At 63.4% G+C, this 13,789-nt stretch carries 16 protein-coding genes; 6 read left to right on the top strand and 10 right to left on the bottom strand.

The window, feature by feature from the left end; translation table 11 throughout:
• The first annotated feature begins 53 nt into the window (after nucleotides 1–53).
• Nucleotides 54–1,352 (top strand): ATP-binding protein, encoded by a 1,299-nt coding sequence (locus ACNQOP_RS07995; RefSeq protein ID WP_284986650.1) that lies wholly within the window; start codon nucleotides 54–56, stop codon nucleotides 1,350–1,352.
• A gap of 44 nt (nucleotides 1,353–1,396) precedes the next feature.
• Nucleotides 1,397–2,641 carry a low temperature requirement protein A gene (locus tag ACNQOP_RS07990; RefSeq protein WP_416404003.1) on the top strand — a complete coding sequence of 415 codons (1,245 nt, stop codon included), beginning with the start codon at nucleotides 1,397–1,399 and terminating at the stop codon, nucleotides 2,639–2,641.
• A gap of 76 nt (nucleotides 2,642–2,717) precedes the next feature.
• Here ACNQOP_RS07990 and ACNQOP_RS07985 read toward each other — a convergent pair whose 3' ends face one another.
• Both ACNQOP_RS07985 and ACNQOP_RS07980 read right to left on the bottom strand, forming a co-directional pair.
• A complete protein-coding gene (locus ACNQOP_RS07985) occupies nucleotides 2,718–3,254 on the bottom strand; it encodes a phosphohydrolase (protein WP_416404002.1) in 537 nt (178 codons plus the stop codon).
• A 104-nt stretch (nucleotides 3,255–3,358) separates the two neighbouring features.
• Nucleotides 3,359–4,237: an SDR family NAD(P)-dependent oxidoreductase gene (locus ACNQOP_RS07980; protein ID WP_416404000.1), complete on the bottom strand. Its 879-nt coding sequence runs from the start codon at nucleotides 4,235–4,237 to the stop codon at nucleotides 3,359–3,361.
• A gap of 13 nt (nucleotides 4,238–4,250) precedes the next feature.
• Here ACNQOP_RS07980 and ACNQOP_RS07975 point away from each other — a divergent pair, with 13 nt between their 5' ends.
• Nucleotides 4,251–4,865 (top strand): TetR/AcrR family transcriptional regulator, encoded by a 615-nt coding sequence (locus ACNQOP_RS07975; protein ID WP_416403998.1) that lies wholly within the window; start codon nucleotides 4,251–4,253, stop codon nucleotides 4,863–4,865.
• 2 nt (nucleotides 4,866–4,867) lie between these two features.
• Here ACNQOP_RS07975 and ACNQOP_RS07970 read toward each other — a convergent pair whose 3' ends face one another.
• Nucleotides 4,868–6,013 carry a serine hydrolase domain-containing protein gene (locus ACNQOP_RS07970; protein ID WP_416403996.1) on the bottom strand — a complete coding sequence of 382 codons (1,146 nt, stop codon included), beginning with the start codon at nucleotides 6,011–6,013 and terminating at the stop codon, nucleotides 4,868–4,870.
• A gap of 25 nt (nucleotides 6,014–6,038) precedes the next feature.
• Nucleotides 6,039–6,926, bottom strand: a complete 888-nt coding sequence (gene gluQRS, locus ACNQOP_RS07965) for a tRNA glutamyl-Q(34) synthetase GluQRS (RefSeq protein WP_416403995.1) — start codon at nucleotides 6,924–6,926, stop codon at nucleotides 6,039–6,041.
• Nucleotides 6,927–7,276: 350 nt separating this feature from the next.
• Here gluQRS and ACNQOP_RS07960 point away from each other — a divergent pair, with 350 nt between their 5' ends.
• Nucleotides 7,277–7,735, top strand: coding sequence for an Lrp/AsnC family transcriptional regulator (locus tag ACNQOP_RS07960; protein WP_257370845.1), 459 nt, complete (start codon nucleotides 7,277–7,279; stop codon nucleotides 7,733–7,735).
• A 2-nt stretch (nucleotides 7,736–7,737) separates the two neighbouring features.
• On the opposite strand, the gene ACNQOP_RS07955 is transcribed toward ACNQOP_RS07960, so the two are convergent.
• Nucleotides 7,738–8,193: an Lrp/AsnC family transcriptional regulator gene (locus ACNQOP_RS07955; RefSeq protein ID WP_235521013.1), complete on the bottom strand. Its 456-nt coding sequence runs from the start codon at nucleotides 8,191–8,193 to the stop codon at nucleotides 7,738–7,740.
• Between the two features lie 104 nt (nucleotides 8,194–8,297).
• Here ACNQOP_RS07955 and ACNQOP_RS07950 point away from each other — a divergent pair, with 104 nt between their 5' ends.
• Nucleotides 8,298–8,957 (top strand): LysE family translocator, encoded by a 660-nt coding sequence (locus tag ACNQOP_RS07950; protein WP_349469205.1) that lies wholly within the window; start codon nucleotides 8,298–8,300, stop codon nucleotides 8,955–8,957.
• Here ACNQOP_RS07950 and ACNQOP_RS07945 read toward each other — a convergent pair.
• From ACNQOP_RS07945 to ACNQOP_RS07935, 3 genes are all read right to left on the bottom strand, one after another.
• Nucleotides 8,954–9,421, bottom strand: coding sequence for an SRPBCC family protein (locus tag ACNQOP_RS07945; protein WP_284986662.1), 468 nt, complete (start codon nucleotides 9,419–9,421; stop codon nucleotides 8,954–8,956). The two genes, ACNQOP_RS07950 and ACNQOP_RS07945, sit on opposite strands and share 4 nt — an antisense overlap.
• Nucleotides 9,422–9,436: 15 nt before the next feature.
• A complete protein-coding gene (locus ACNQOP_RS07940; RefSeq protein WP_284986663.1) occupies nucleotides 9,437–9,793 on the bottom strand; it encodes an ArsR/SmtB family transcription factor in 357 nt (118 codons plus the stop codon).
• A gap of 92 nt (nucleotides 9,794–9,885) precedes the next feature.
• Nucleotides 9,886–10,857 carry a hypothetical protein gene (locus ACNQOP_RS07935; RefSeq protein WP_416403993.1) on the bottom strand — a complete coding sequence of 324 codons (972 nt, stop codon included), beginning with the start codon at nucleotides 10,855–10,857 and terminating at the stop codon, nucleotides 9,886–9,888.
• Nucleotides 10,858–11,011: 154 nt separating this feature from the next.
• Between ACNQOP_RS07935 and ACNQOP_RS07930 the strand changes: the two genes are divergently transcribed.
• Nucleotides 11,012–11,491, top strand: coding sequence for a DUF4383 domain-containing protein (locus tag ACNQOP_RS07930; RefSeq protein ID WP_235521020.1), 480 nt, complete (start codon nucleotides 11,012–11,014; stop codon nucleotides 11,489–11,491).
• 132 nt (nucleotides 11,492–11,623) lie between these two features.
• Here ACNQOP_RS07930 and ACNQOP_RS07925 read toward each other — a convergent pair whose 3' ends face one another.
• Together ACNQOP_RS07925 and ACNQOP_RS07920 are read right to left on the bottom strand one after the other, a co-directional pair.
• Nucleotides 11,624–12,439 carry an IclR family transcriptional regulator gene (locus ACNQOP_RS07925; RefSeq protein WP_416403991.1) on the bottom strand — a complete coding sequence of 272 codons (816 nt, stop codon included), beginning with the start codon at nucleotides 12,437–12,439 and terminating at the stop codon, nucleotides 11,624–11,626.
• A gap of 82 nt (nucleotides 12,440–12,521) precedes the next feature.
• The gene (locus ACNQOP_RS07920; RefSeq protein WP_416403989.1) at nucleotides 12,522–13,778 is read right to left on the bottom strand and encodes an aminopeptidase P family protein; all 1,257 of its coding nucleotides are present in this window, start codon (nucleotides 13,776–13,778) and stop codon (nucleotides 12,522–12,524) included.
• Nucleotides 13,779–13,789 lie beyond the last annotated feature (11 nt).

The following is a 13,789-nucleotide window of genomic DNA, read 5'->3' as shown; positions in this document are numbered from 1 at the left end:
CGCCTATGCTCAACTCCAAGGAATCAACGGCGATCCACCGAGGAGTTATGAGCATGACGAACTGGCGAATCAGGGACTTCCACTCGTCCGATCTGGACGGCATCCTGCACCTCTGGGAGTCGCTCAAAGCTGACGGTGTTGAACCCGTGTACGCACTGTCGGAGGTCCTCGCCTCCTGCGAAAAGGACCACGCAGTGGTTGCGGTGCAGGGCGATCAGGTGGTGGGTGCCGCCGTCGGACGCGCCGCCCACGACCAAGGCTGGATCGTTTTCCTCGCCACCCTGACTGAGTTCCGCGGCCGGGGCATCGGCACCTCGCTGCTGTCCGCCGTCGAAAACCGCATGGCCCCGCACGGGCTCAACAAGCTCTCCGCACTGATGCCGGAAACGGAAACGCGCGTCGAGGCGTTCCTGGGCCGCGGCTTCGTCGTCAAGAAGAACCTGCGCTACTTCGAACGGACCATCCCGGTGCAACGCCAGGAACTCGGCGCGCTCGGGCTGCTTGGCGGGCGCATCTTGGCCCGTGATCTCTGGGAGAACGTCGCAGGCATGCGGCGGGAGAAGGAACTCCTGGAGCGCCGGCTGGTGCTGCCGTTGGCCGAAGCAGACCTCGCCGACGAATACGGCGTCGTGCCCCCGCGCGCAGTGGTGCTGTTCGGTCCGCCGGGCACCGGCAAGACTACCTTCGCCAAGGCCATCGCCTCCCGGCTGGAGTGGCCGTTCGTGGAAGTCTTCCCCTCCCGTTTGGCCTCCGACCCCAAAGGCCTGGCCGGGGCACTGCGCGAAACGTTCCTGGAAATCGCCGAGCTCGAGCACGCGGTCGTGTTCATCGACGAGGTCGAAGAGATCGCCTCGCAGCGTGCCGGCGATCCGCCGTCGCCGCTGCAGGGCGTCACCAACGAACTGCTCAAAATCATCCCGGCCTTCCGCGAACAACCCGGCCGGCTCCTGGTGTGCGCCACCAACTTCATCCGTGCCCTGGACACCGCGTTCCTGCGCCACGGCCGGTTCGACTACGTCATCCCTATCGGCCTGCCGGACGTGCACGCCCGGGAAGCCATGTGGCAGCGCTTCATCCCAGCCACGGTGGTGGATTCGGTGGACATTTCTTTGTTGGTGTCGAGGACGGAGGGGTTCTCGCCCGCGGACATCGAGTTCGCTGCCCGCAGCGCCTCCCAGCGCGCCCTGGAAAAAGCCGTGTACGACGACGGTGCGGCTTCGGGTGGGGCGAACGGACGGAAAGGACCTGTCACGCAGGACTACCTCGACGCAATCGCCGACACCCGCACTACCGTCAGCGCCGAGGTCCACCAGGACTTCCTCGAAGACATCGACGCCCTGGGCCGCGTCTAGGCCGAGCCACCCGCTGAGGTCGCGGCAACGGTAATCTTTGAGCCATGTCCACAAACCCACTTCGCCATGCCCTGTCCACCATGGGCGGCCGCGATCCCCACGAGAAACACCGCACAGCCACACCGCTTGAGCTGTTTTTCGACCTGACATTTGTGATCGCCTTCGGTGTTGCCGGCAACCAGTTCGCACATGCCGTCGCCGAGGCGCATTTCGGCGCCGGCCTGCTGGGTTTCAGCTTCGCGATGTTCGCCGTGATTTGGGCTTGGATCAACTTCACCTGGTTCGCCAGCGCCTACGACACGGATGACTGGGTGTTCCGCGTGGTCACCATGGTGCAAATGGTGGGCGTCTTGATCCTGGCCATGGGTATCGAACCGATGTTCCACTCGATTGTCGACGGGGATCACGTCGACAACGTGGCCATCCTTATCGGCTACATCATCATGCGCGTGGCCTTGATCTTCCAATGGCTGCGCGCTGCCCGCCAAGACCCGGAACGCCGCGAGACATGCCTCCGTTACGCGAAGTACTTGGCGGTTGTCCAGATCGGCTGGGTCCTTGCCCTGGTAATCGAGACCGATGTCCTCACCACGTTCCTGATGGCTGCTCCCCTCTTTGTTCTGGAGATGGCGACGCCCTACTTCGCCGAACGCAAGATCCGTACGCCCTGGCACGCCCACCACATCGCGGAAAGGTACGGGCTCTTGGCCATCATTGCCTTGGGAGAGTGCTTGATCGGGGCCATCGAAACCCTGCGCGCCATCGTCGCCACCCACGGCTGGTCGGTGGATGCTGCACTGGTTGGTTTCAGCGGTACCGGGTTGGCCTTCGCCATGTGGTGGATCTACTTCATCCTCCCCGCAGGCCCTGCCCTTCATCTGCAGCGGCACCGCTCCTGGGTCTTCGGCTACGGGCACATGATCATTTTCGCGGCCATCGCAGCCACCGGCGCAGGGCTCCATATTGCGGCCTACTTCATCGACCACGAAGCCCAGGTCCCGGCGGCCGGAGCCGTGGCATCGATCGCCATCCCGATCATCCTTTTCAAGGTTTCACTCACCACGCTCTACAGCATCATGCTCGGCCGTGACCGCGACCTGCTGGTGAGCACGGCCGTAGTAGTCCTTGCCTTGGCGGGAAGCATTGCCATGGCCGCAGCTGGGGCTTCCGTGCCTCTGTGCATGCTGGAAATGATGGCGGTGATGGGCCTGTCCATCGCGTTCGACGAACGACGCGGGCACAAGGGCCGGGCCGCTGCACTTCGGCGGCTCGAAGCGGCCGCCGGCTGACGCGTTGCGGGGCCTGCTCTGCACCCCCAAATCGCCTTCATAGCGTGCAGAGCGGGCCTCGCAATGGCAAGTAAGCCTATTCGGGAACGATCTCGTCCAGCTCCTGGAGCAGGTACGGGTTGATCCGCTGCAGGATCAGCTCCACTTCCTCCCGGGGAACGGCCGTGTACAGGACCGGACGGGCATCGGCGTACCGCGTTGTGGGCGGCTTGTCAGGCCACTTTTCCGCGAGCGCCCTGACCCTTTCAGGCAGCGAGTTGTGTGCGTTGTCGGCGATTTTCACCAACGTGGCGTCGTGGTCCTCCGCTACGAAGCGTATGCCGGCGTCGTAATCGTCCGGATCGTCGTGGAAACGGCGCGTGACCCGTTCGATAATGTCCACGGCACGTTCGGAAACCCCCATGTCCAGCAGGGCTTGCCTGGTGATGGGCGTGTCCTCGGCGATGTCGTGAAGGTAGCCGGCGATCTGGATGTCCTCGTCAAAATCCGCGAGCGCGTCGCCAACGGCCAGGACATGCTCGCGATACGGGCGCTTGAGCTTGTCCTTCTGCCGGTTGTGGGCCACCTCCGCCAGGACTTGGGCGGTCTCTACGGTGAAGCGTGGTTCGGTCATGTTGGCCTTCGGGTGGTGGGGTGCCGATGATGCTCGGCCCTGTCTTCAGGCTAACTGCTCCGCCGCAGGGAGGACACCGGAGGTTCCGTTGCGAAGGGCCCGCGTCAGTCCTGGACAGCCCGCGCCGCGATGGCAACGGTGACGGCCCTGGGCAGTCGCTGCGCGAAACCGGCCGCGATGCGGTTGGCCCAGCCGGAAACCACGCTTCCTGGCGTGCCCTTGCGGTCAAGTGCCTTCAGTGCGGTTCCAACGACCTGTTCGGAGGACTGCATGCGGCCTGCTGCTGCGGACTGGCTTCCCACGACGTCGAAGAACTCCGTGCTGGTCGCCCCAGGGCACAGGGCAAGCACGTTGAGCCCGGAATCCTTGGTTTCATGGGCAACGGCTTCCGTGAAACTGAGCACGAACGCTTTGGTGGCTCCGTACACTGCCATGCCGGGGATGGGCTGGAACGCGGCCGTGCTGGCCACGTTGACCAAGGCCCCGGTTCCGGAGGCGAGCAAGCCGGGAAGGAAGGACCGGGTGATATCGACAAGCGCAGCCACGTTGAGGGCTATTTCGGAGGCAATGACATCCGGCTCTTCCTCGACGAATGGCGAGTGGGTTCCGAAGCCTGCGTTATTGATCAGCGTGTCCACGGTGATCCCACGGCTGCTGACTTCCTCGAACAGTTCTTTGCCAACGCCGGGGCGGCCCAGGTCCATGGGAAGTACCGTGACCGTGACGCCGTGCTTGGCGCGGAGTTCCTTTGCCAGCTCTTCCATCCGGTCCGCACGTCGCGCGACCAGGACGAGGCCGGCACCCCGGGCAGCAAACTGTCGGGCGAACTCGGCGCCGAGTCCTGAGCTGGCGCCCGTGATGAGCGCCGTGGTGCCTGAGTAGGTCATGGTCATGGTGGGTTCCGATCGTTTGGATGGGTTACTGAAGTAGTCGGTGTCTACATGGTAGGCAGTGCCTACTTTGTTGTCAATGACTACTTTCATTTAGACTTGAAGCATGACCCAGCAGCCCTACCATCACGGAAAGCTCCGCGAGGCCCTGCTGGAGCGCGCCATGGAATCCATCGAGGACGTTGGTGTGGATGGCTTATCCCTGCGCCAGTTGGCGCGGGAGATGAACGTCAGCCACGGCGCGCCGGCCAAGCATTTCCGTGACAAACAGGCCCTGATCGACGCCCTGGCCCTGGCCGGCTTTGAATCGATGAACAGCCTCATCCGTAACGCCTCGCACTCCGGCCTCGGGCTTCGGAGCCGTTTCGTCGGCGTCGGAAAGGCGTACGTGGAGTTCGCTGTTGCCCACCCGGCCCTCCTGACGGTCATGTATTCCAGCAAGCACCATCCGGATTCCAGCGCCGAACTGAGAAGCACGGCCGAACAGGGAATCCATGTTGCCCAAGCCATGATCGTCGAAGGCCAGAACGCCGGAGAGCTGGCCGAAGGCGACCCCGGGACGTTGGCAATGGTGTGCTTCGTCAGCCTGCACGGAGCGGCCGTTCTTGCCGCAGGGAATCACCTGGACGGCACAACCGTGGATGACATCGTCAATGCCACCACGGACACCCTGTGGGCCGGAATGGCAGCCGGCGTGCACGCAGCGAAGCTCACTCCGTAGCTTTACGCGGCGCGTCCCTCGATCGCCTGGCGCACGGCTGAACTCAACAGGAAGTTGCGGCAGCCCACTCCCCCAGGCTCGGCCTGCTGCGGCACGTATCCAAAGCCGAGTTCATACACAGGGTCCGCGAACCCCAGAGATGCGCTGGCGCCGTCGTGCCCGAAAGCGCGGTAACTGCCGAAGGGCATCCGGGTGTGCGACTTCATGAAAACAGTGGCAAAGCAACCAGTCTCCCCAAACACGCGGTCGATGCCGAACACCTGCTCAGCTGTCACCGTACGGATGGTTTCCTCCGTCAGGAAGGGGCCGACGGCGGGCTGGCCGCCACCCCCTGCGGCGTCACCGTGACCGGCCAAACCAGTCAGCGCGGCAGCATAAATTCTGGCCATACCATCGGCGCTCGCGACACCCGCCGCGGAGCTCAGCCCCGCGGCCCGCACTTCCGGGATGTTCGGCAGGTCCAGAATGTCGCCCACTGCAGAATTCGCCGCCAGGCCGAAGTGGCTGGCAGGATCCACCCACGGCCATGACGGATCCGCGGCCCACCGGAAACGCGCAAACTTGGCGTCGTCGGCTTCGGGCAGGCCCAAGTAGAAGTCCGCACCCGCAAGAGACCGGATTCGCTGCTCGAAGACCTGCTGCAGCGTGGAACCGGTGATGCGACGGCACAGCTCTTCCATGAAGATCCCGATGGTGAGTGCGTGGTAGCCGAAGGCCGCCCCTGGCTTCCATAACGGAGCAAGCGCTGCCAGCTTGGCCGCGGCGAGTTCAGAGTTGTTGACCTCCTCCAGAGTCAGTCCGCCTTCCACCCCCAGGAGCCCGGCCTGGTGGGACAGCAGCTGCGCGACGGTGATGGACCCCTTGCCTTGCGCACCAAACTCGGGCCAGTACTTGACCACCTCCGCGTCGAGATCAAGCACGCCGTCCTGCACCAGCAACGCGATCACCAATCCTGCCATGCCTTTTGAACAGGAGAAGACTCCGGTGACCGAATCAGGCCGGATGTGCGGACCGCCGCTGAGGTCCAGCACCTTAACGCCCCGATGGTAGGCCGCCACCTGCGCGGAATACTCGGGATCCTGGTCGAGGAAACGACCGAAGAGCTCGGCAACTGGTTCGAAACCGGGGGCGATCACTTGTGAGTGCATCCAGACAGCCTACTGGGACGTCGTTTCAGTCTGTGGGAGTTTTCCACACCCACGGCTCCCGGGGCAGCCGCTCCGGGTCGAAAAACGGGAGCGCGTCCTCCAACGGGCCCGCCGGGAGACCGAGTGATTCGAGGATCAGATTCCGGACACGTTCGGCAGGAATTCCGACGGCGGCGAGCTCGCCCAGCGTCACCGCGCCGTCGCGCTTGGCCAGCCTCACGCCGTCGTGGTTTACCACCAACGGAACGTGGGCATATTCGGGTACCGGCGCGCCTAGCAGCGTGGCCAGGTACGCCTGACGCGGGGTGGACGGGAGGAGGTCGTCGCCGCGGACCACTTGGTCGATTCCCTGCTCGGCGTCGTCCACCACAACGGCCAGGTTATAGGCGGTGACGCCATCGTTCCGGCGGAGGACGAAGTCGTCCACCATGCCCACGAATTTCCCGTTCAACTGGTCCTCAACAGCCCATTCCGCAACGTCCGAGCGCAGGCGTATGGACGCCGGACGCGACGCCCTGCGGATCTCCCGTTCACCGTGCGACAGCCGTCGGCACGTCCCCGGATACGCGCCCTGCGGAGCGTGCGGGGCCGAGGGAGCCTCCTGGATTTCCCGGCGCGTGCAGAAGCACTCGTAGGTGCGGCCTTCGGCAGTCAGCCGGGCGATCGCGTCATCGTACAGAGCCGTACGCTCGGTCTGGCGTACGACGGCGGCGGCCCACCTTACGCCGATGGCCTCCAGATCGCGGAGCTGCTCAGCCTCCGCACCGGACCGCGAGCGGTCAAGGTCCTCGACGCGCAGCAGGAACGTCCGGGCAGTGGATTTCGCGAAGAGCCATGCAAGTACCGCCGTACGAAGGTTGCCCACGTGCAGTTCGCCCGAAGGGCTCGGGGCGAAGCGTCCAGCGGAAGTCATGGTCCAAGCCTATGCGGCGGGGCGCCCGGGCCAGGCAACGCAAGAGCCCCTCAGCTACCGCAACGATCCGGTGGCTCAGGGGCTCTTACTTGCTGCCCAAACGAACGGGCGAGTGGTGAATGACAATGCTGTGAACAAGAGTCAATCAGCGGCTGCTTCCTTGCGGGAAACCTGTACAGGGCTCCGGGTGGTGTTCCGGGTGCCTTGGCGCCGTGCCGGGATCAGCGGTAGCTTATCCCTGCTTCGTTGCCACCATTTCAGCAGAAGGCATACAGTTGGCGCAACGGACAGTGACTTGGTTGGTCGATTTGACCAGTCCGGGGATAACAAGACGGCAGGAAGTGGTCACTTTGCAGGAACTGGATGCGACGGACCGCCGAATCCTCGCCGCACTGGACGAAGACCCGAGGGTCCCCATCATGGTGCTTGCCCAAAAGTTGCACCTTGCCCGCGGGACCGTTCAATCCCGGCTGGAAAGGATGAGCGCGTCCGGAGCCCTGCGAGCCAACAGCAGCCGCGTCCTTCCATCAGCGCTGGGTCGCGGAGTTGCGGCCGCGGTTAGTGCCGAACTCGATCAAAGCCACCTGAACGAAGCCATCGCCGCGCTCCGGAAGATCCCCGAAGTCCTGGAATGCCACGCGCCCGCAGGCGACACCGACCTCATCATCAGGGTTGTCGCCAAAAGCCCTGACGATCTGTACCGCGTTTCCGAGGAAATCCGGCTGTGCCCGGGGATTGTGCGCACCTCCACCAGCATGTTCCTCAGGGAAGTGATTCCGTACAGGACAACTGGCTTGTTGTCGGAGTAGACCTAAACGGGAGGCCCGATGTTGGTCTTCAGGTTCTTCATGACCAGCGTTGACGTCAGCCGTTCCACCGCTGGCAGTGCCGCAAGTTCGTCGTCGTAAAAGCGCTGGTAGGCGGGCAGGTCGGCGGCAATGACTTTCAGCAGATAGTCCGGGGAGCCGAACAGGCGCTGGGCCTCAACAATGTTGGGGCTCGCCGCAACGCGCTCTTCGAACTCCGCCATGATGGTGCGCTCAACCTGGCGCAGGGTGACGAAGACAATAGCCTCAAACCCCAGCCCCAGCGCCGCGGGATCGATGTCCGCACGATACCCACGAATCACCCCCGAGGACTCCAGGTCCCGGAGACGTCGGTGGCATGGCGCCACGGTCAAACCCACCTTCGAGGCGAGAGCCGTCGCAGTCATTCTTCCGTCTTCACGAAGATGGCGCAAAATACTTCTATCGATTCCGTCAATCACGCAAATATCTTACTCAGAACAGGAGCGACTGAGCTAAATAAGCGAACACTTATGGCCCGAATTTGCCTAGAGTTTTCCTAGCTCAACAACCCTTGGAGAAAACCGTGAATCCGCAGCTGTTCCTCGCCTTCATCCTCGTTGCGGTCACCCTGGCCTGCACCCCGGGCGTCGACTGGGCTTACTCCATTTCCGCCGGCCTGCGCCAGCGCAGCTTTGTCCCGGCAGTGGCCGGATTGTGCAGCGGGTACGTCATCCATACCGTGCTGATGGCGGCAGGGTTGGCCGCACTTCTGGCGGGTGTACCGGGGCTGCTGGGCTGGCTCACCGTCGCCGGAGCCGCCTACCTGCTCTGGCTTGGCGTCGCAACCATCCGGTCGTGGCGAGGTGCCAGCTTCAGTGCGGAAGCCGGCGTCGTGCATTCCGCCAACCCGCTCCGGACGTTCCTGCAGGGAATGGGCACCAGCGGCATCAACCCCAAAGGCCTGCTGTTCTTCGTGGCGCTGGTGCCGCAGTTCGTGAGCCCCGAAGCAGCACTTCCCGTCCCCGTCCAGTCCGGCCTGCTCGGCCTGACCTTCGTGTTCCTTGCTGCAGTGGTCTACACAGCGGTTGCCTTGACCTCCCGGAAGCTGCTGGCGTCACGGCCTGGCGCAGCCAAGGTGGTCACCCTGGTCAGCGGGATCATCATGATCGGGCTGGGGGCAGTGCTATTGTCCGAACAGCTCATTCCCCTGCTGGTCCAGGCGTGGGCCAGCGCTTCAGCCTAGGCAGAAAGCAACTCGTCGAGCCGCTCATAGCCCTCGATCACGCCGTAATTCATGCCGGTTGCCAGCGCCATATCCCGCGCCTCCACTGAGGGGTAGACCTCGTGGGCGACTATCCGGGTCCGCCCATCCACTTCCTCGAACGTGGTGGTGCTGATGCCCACCTGGTCCGGGGCGCCGTCGAATTCGAAGGTCATGATGATCAGCGCGTCAGGGTCTACCTTGTGGAAGACACCCCGGAAGGAAAACGGGTTGTTGCCATCGCCGCTCTCGTACCGCCAACTGCCGCCTGTCACCGCATTGTATTCCGTGACGTTCATGGTGGTGCTGCGCGGTCCCAGCCATTTGACCAGGAGGTCGGGGTCCACGTGGGCCTTGAAGACCGCGCTGACCGGGGCATCGAATTCGCGGACTGTGTCAACGAACGGGACACCGTCGTCAGCGGTGATGGTAGTTGGATTGCTCATGTCAGTTCCTCTTCCCTATTTCTCCGCAGCTCCCGTGGGACCATCGCTGGCCAGGAGTTCGTCGAGCAGCCGGAAGCGACGCTCGGCGATCAGCCGGTACTGGTCCAGCCAGGCCGTCAACCGCTCAAGGGCTGCGGCGTCGAGGTGAACGGGGCGGCGCTGAGCGTCGCGTGAACGCGTCACCAACCCCGCATGCTCGAGGACCTGGATGTGCTTGGAAACCGCTTGTTTAGTAATGGCGAAAGGTTCTGCGAGTTCATTGACGGTGGCGTCACTGCGGGAAAGGCGGGCCACGATTGCCCGCCGCACGGGGTCAGCCAAGGCCATGAAGGCCCTGTCCAACGCGTCGGGCCCCAGTTCTGCCGGGTCCATACCCACTCAACCTTTCGTAATCAACCTATGGCTTTATCAACCTCTAGGTTGATTACAACAGTACGCCTCTACCCGAAGGGGCACAATGGGTTTTACTCGCCGCCCAGCTGCCTGAAGTCGTTTTCCCACAGCCGGCGCATCTCGGCATCCTTACGGATGACTTCCAGGGTTTCCAGTTCTTCGGCCGGGGCTGGTTTCCTGGCCCACGGCGTCAATGTCCGACGCCCCTGCTCCAAGGCCAGCAAAGCCCTGTCGGTCATGGCATCGTTCCGCAGCACCAGGCTGGTCTTACGGCGGCGAAGCACTTCCTTCAGGGCAGCCTGCGCGGAGTCCACGTCACCCCGAGCCCGCTGCGACCGGGCGCGGATCAGGAGCAACGCTGCCGAGAGGTCGTCTGTGTTGAGCAAGCCCTCGGTCCACAACACCACATCCCGGTGGCGGCCCAGCGAATAGGCAGCCGTGCAACGCGCCAAGGCAGAAGGCAACGACGGCGGCAGGCCCACCACCGCTTCCAGCGCGGCTTCCATCATCCCCATCTCCCGGAGGCAATGGGACAACGCCAGGAACACCGACTCCTCGCTGAACAGAACCGGAACTTCAATGCGCTCGGCAACCTCCACCCGGGTGACCACCTGCCCAAGGTAGATGGACGAGAACTGGCTGGCGTCGTCGTCGATCCTTGTTGTTAAGCCGCGCTGCAGCAGTTCCGAAGCCCGCAGGTAGCCCCCATGCTTGTAGGTCAGCAGACCCGACACCACAAGGCACAACCCGGCCCACCCCGGGTACATTCGGCCAAGCGCGAGGAGCCGCTCCGGCTCGGTGGAGGTGAAAACAGCGTCGTGCATGGCCTTGGCGGGCTTGGACGACAACATCCTCAGCCGCGGCACACTGCCGACGACGGAAATCCTCGCCTGGTCCCGGCCAGTGAGCACGCCGGACAGCACTCCGCCCACACCGTCCGTGAGCCCCCGGACCGGGGTGCGGACATGGCCATCGCGGAAAGGCGTGAAATCCCGCGTGTCATGGAAGATCGTGTGCACGCGTCCGTGGGGAGCTTGGCTCATAAGACCATGCTAATCGTCGCTGAACTGGGCACATCCCCTGCTATCGGAGGCATTTCAGGAGTATTATGGCGGCGTCGGCAAGGTTTTGCCACACCCTTGCCGCAGGTCGGCTCTCCATGAGAAGAGCCGGGTAACCGCGTGAAAGGGAGGACTGATGACCACCGCTTCGCACCCCGCCGAACACCACCACATGATGGGGTTGACACTTCGCAACACCGCCATGGGCGTTGGCATTGTATTTCTGCTGGTTGGCGTCCTGGGCTTCATCCCGGGAATCACCACCAATTACGGCGCCATGACCTTTGCGGGACATGATTCCGGCGCCATGCTGCTTGGAGTCTTCCAAGTGTCCATACTCCACAACATCGTCCATCTGCTGTTTGGCGCGGCCGGCTTGGCCATGGCAAGGAACGATCGTATGGCCCGCCTGTTCCTCCTGGGCGGCGGCGCCGTATACATCGTTCTTTGGATCTACGGCCTGGTCATCAACCAGGAAACGGGCGCCAACTTCATCCCGTTCAACACGGCTGACAACTGGCTGCACCTGATCCTTGGCGTTGCCATGATCGGTTTGGGCGTTTGGCTCGGCCGGGATGTCATGGACGAAAGGACCACAGCGCGAAGGAGCATGTAAGCCCTCCGCACACGTCCTGAACCACGACGGCGACCGCTCCCTTTGAGGGGGCGGTCGCCGTACCGTTGTGCTACCCCCCCAACGCTCACTCACATCCCACCGGCTTCCGCCCAACGCTCAATCACACCCACACTAGCGCGGGGCGCGCCCACCCAGCCGGGTGGTCACTTTGGCCGCCGCTGCAGCACAGGCTTCGCCAAGGCTCGTCAAAGTGTCCTGCGAAACCCGGAACTTAGGCGCAGGGATCAGAACGGCTGCCACGATGTCGCCGCGGTGGTCGTACACCGGCGAGGCGACACCGACTTCCTCGATGGACGTCTCCCCGAAGTTCACGGACCAGCCACGTTCCGCCGCTTCCGCCAGCCGGGCCATGTAGGCCTCCACGGAGTCGTCGTCCAGGCCGGGCAAGGTGATCGCGTTGCTGCGCAGCAGGTTCCGCACCCTGTCGCTGTTTTCAGCCGCCAGGAACACCTGCACGGAAGAGCTCAGGGCCTCGTTGTAACGGGCACCCAAAGGAGCAAGGTGCTTCACCTGATGCCTGCTGGGAATCTGCTCCACACACATGGATTCGACGCCGTTCCACACCATGAGCGCGCTGGTCTCCCCCGTGCGCTCGGTCAGTTCGCGCAGTACGGGGTAGGCAACCCGGCGCTCTTCGAGTTCGGCCAGGAGCGGGCCCGCCATGGCGATCATTCCGAGCCCCAAGCGGAACCTGCGCGAATCGACGTCGCGCTCCACCAGGTTCTCCTGTTCCAGCGTCGCAAGGATGCGGGAGACGGTGCTCTTGTGCAGGCCCACACGGCCCGCGATCTCGGTGACTCCAAGCAGGGGTTCATCCGCGCTGAAGCTTTTCAGCACAGCGATGGCGTTGACGATGACAGAGGTTCCCTTGCCGTCGCCGTTGCTGTTGCCGGTGTCAAGAGTCTCGCTGGTTTCCGTGGGAGTCATGGGTTCACTATATTTCGGGTCTCGGTCCGGTCTTCCACTGGGAAGCCGGTGGGCGCCGTGCACTGCGCCCACCGGTTGGTCACTAGGCTCCGATGATGTTGTACTCGGGGCCGAACGGGAACTTGGTGATGTTCTCGGCGCCGTCTTCGCCAACCACCAGGATGTCGTGCTCACGGTAGCCGCCGGCACCTGGCTGGCCGTCCATCACCGTGATCATCGGCTCCATGGACACCACCATGCCGGGCTCCAAGACGGTGTCAATGTCCTCGCGGAGTTCAAGACCGGCCTCGCGTCCGTAGTAGTGGCTCAGCACACCGAAGGAGTGGCCATAGCCAAAGGTCCGGTTGGCCAACAGTCCGTGGCTGATGTAGATCTCGTTGAGCTCTGCCGCGATGTCCTTGCACACGGCACCCGGCTTGATGAGTTCCAGTCCGCGCTTGTGGACCTCCACGTTGATGTTCCACAGTTCCAGCGAGCGGGCGTCCGGTTCGCCATAGAAAAGGGTGCGCTCCAGGGCGGTGTAGTAGCCGCTGGTCATGGGGAAGCAGTTCAGGGACAGGATGTCGTGTTCCTGGATCTTGCGGGTGGTTGCCCAGTTGTGCGCACCATCGGTGTTGATGCCGGACTGGAACCACACCCAGGTGTCGCGGATTTCAGAATCCGGGAACGTCCGGGCAATTTCGTGGACCATGGCCTCGGTACCGATCAGTGCAACCTCGTACTCGGAGATCCCGGCCGTGATGGCGTTGCGGATGGCCTCGCCGCCAAGGTCACCAATGCGGGCGCCGTGCTTAATGACGGCGATCTCCTCGGCGGACTTGATCATGCGCTGACGCATCGCAGCCTGCGCCACGTCCACCAGAGTTGCACCGGAGAAAGCTGTCTGGATCTTGTTGCGGTTGTCCAGCGGCAGGGAATCGTCTTCGACGCCGATGCGCCGCGGGTTGATGCCCCGGGTCCGAAGGACCTCCTGGATTGCGTGGATGTAGTTGTCACGGCGCCAGTCCGTGTACACGAGGTTCTCGCCGTAGCTGCGGCGCCAAGGCATACCGGCGTCGATATTTGCCGTAACGGTGACGGCGTCATCCTTGGTGACCACCATCCCGTAAGACCTGCCGAAGTACGTGAAGAGGAAATCGGAGTAGTACTTGATGGAGTGGTAGCTGGTGAGAATGACGGCGTCGAGTTCCTTCTCCGCCATGATGCTCCGGAGTCCGGCTAGGCGGCGTTCGAATTCCGCGTCGGAGAAGGTCAGCGAGACCTTTTCGCCGTTGTTGAGGACCTTGGTGCGCTCGAGCTTGGCGACATCGTTGACGGCCTCGTTCTGCGTGATGGTCATGGTCATTTCCT

It is taken from the genome of Arthrobacter sp. LFS091, from assembly GCF_047977885.1.
In the GTDB taxonomy this organism is placed as follows: domain Bacteria; phylum Actinomycetota; class Actinomycetes; order Actinomycetales; family Micrococcaceae; genus Arthrobacter.
The sequence above is the reverse complement of the archived record's forward strand: the minus strand, read 5'-3'. Positions and strand labels throughout refer to the sequence as shown.

Bases quoted from the DNA above. Each gene is read 5' to 3' on its own strand.
- ACNQOP_RS07995 (WP_284986650.1), top strand. From the start codon at position 54: ATGACGAACTGGCGAATCAGGGACTTCCACTCGTCCGATCTGGACGGC.
- ACNQOP_RS07990 (WP_416404003.1), top strand. From the start codon at position 1,397: ATGTCCACAAACCCACTTCGCCATGCCCTGTCCACCATGGGCGGCCGC.
- ACNQOP_RS07985 (WP_416404002.1), bottom strand. From the start codon at position 3,254: ATGACCGAACCACGCTTCACCGTAGAGACCGCCCAAGTCCTGGCGGAG.
- ACNQOP_RS07980 (WP_416404000.1), bottom strand. From the start codon at position 4,237: ATGAAAGTAGTCATTGACAACAAAGTAGGCACTGCCTACCATGTAGAC.
- ACNQOP_RS07975 (WP_416403998.1), top strand. From the start codon at position 4,251: ATGACCCAGCAGCCCTACCATCACGGAAAGCTCCGCGAGGCCCTGCTG.
- ACNQOP_RS07970 (WP_416403996.1), bottom strand. From the start codon at position 6,013: ATGCACTCACAAGTGATCGCCCCCGGTTTCGAACCAGTTGCCGAGCTC.
- gluQRS (WP_416403995.1), bottom strand. From the start codon at position 6,926: ATGACTTCCGCTGGACGCTTCGCCCCGAGCCCTTCGGGCGAACTGCAC.
- ACNQOP_RS07945 (WP_284986662.1), bottom strand. From the start codon at position 9,421: ATGAGCAATCCAACTACCATCACCGCTGACGACGGTGTCCCGTTCGTT.
- ACNQOP_RS07940 (WP_284986663.1), bottom strand. From the start codon at position 9,793: ATGGACCCGGCAGAACTGGGGCCCGACGCGTTGGACAGGGCCTTCATG.
- ACNQOP_RS07935 (WP_416403993.1), bottom strand. From the start codon at position 10,857: ATGAGCCAAGCTCCCCACGGACGCGTGCACACGATCTTCCATGACACG.
- ACNQOP_RS07930 (WP_235521020.1), top strand. From the start codon at position 11,012: ATGACCACCGCTTCGCACCCCGCCGAACACCACCACATGATGGGGTTG.
- ACNQOP_RS07925 (WP_416403991.1), bottom strand. From the start codon at position 12,439: ATGACTCCCACGGAAACCAGCGAGACTCTTGACACCGGCAACAGCAAC.
- ACNQOP_RS07920 (WP_416403989.1), bottom strand. From the start codon at position 13,778: ATGACCATCACGCAGAACGAGGCCGTCAACGATGTCGCCAAGCTCGAG.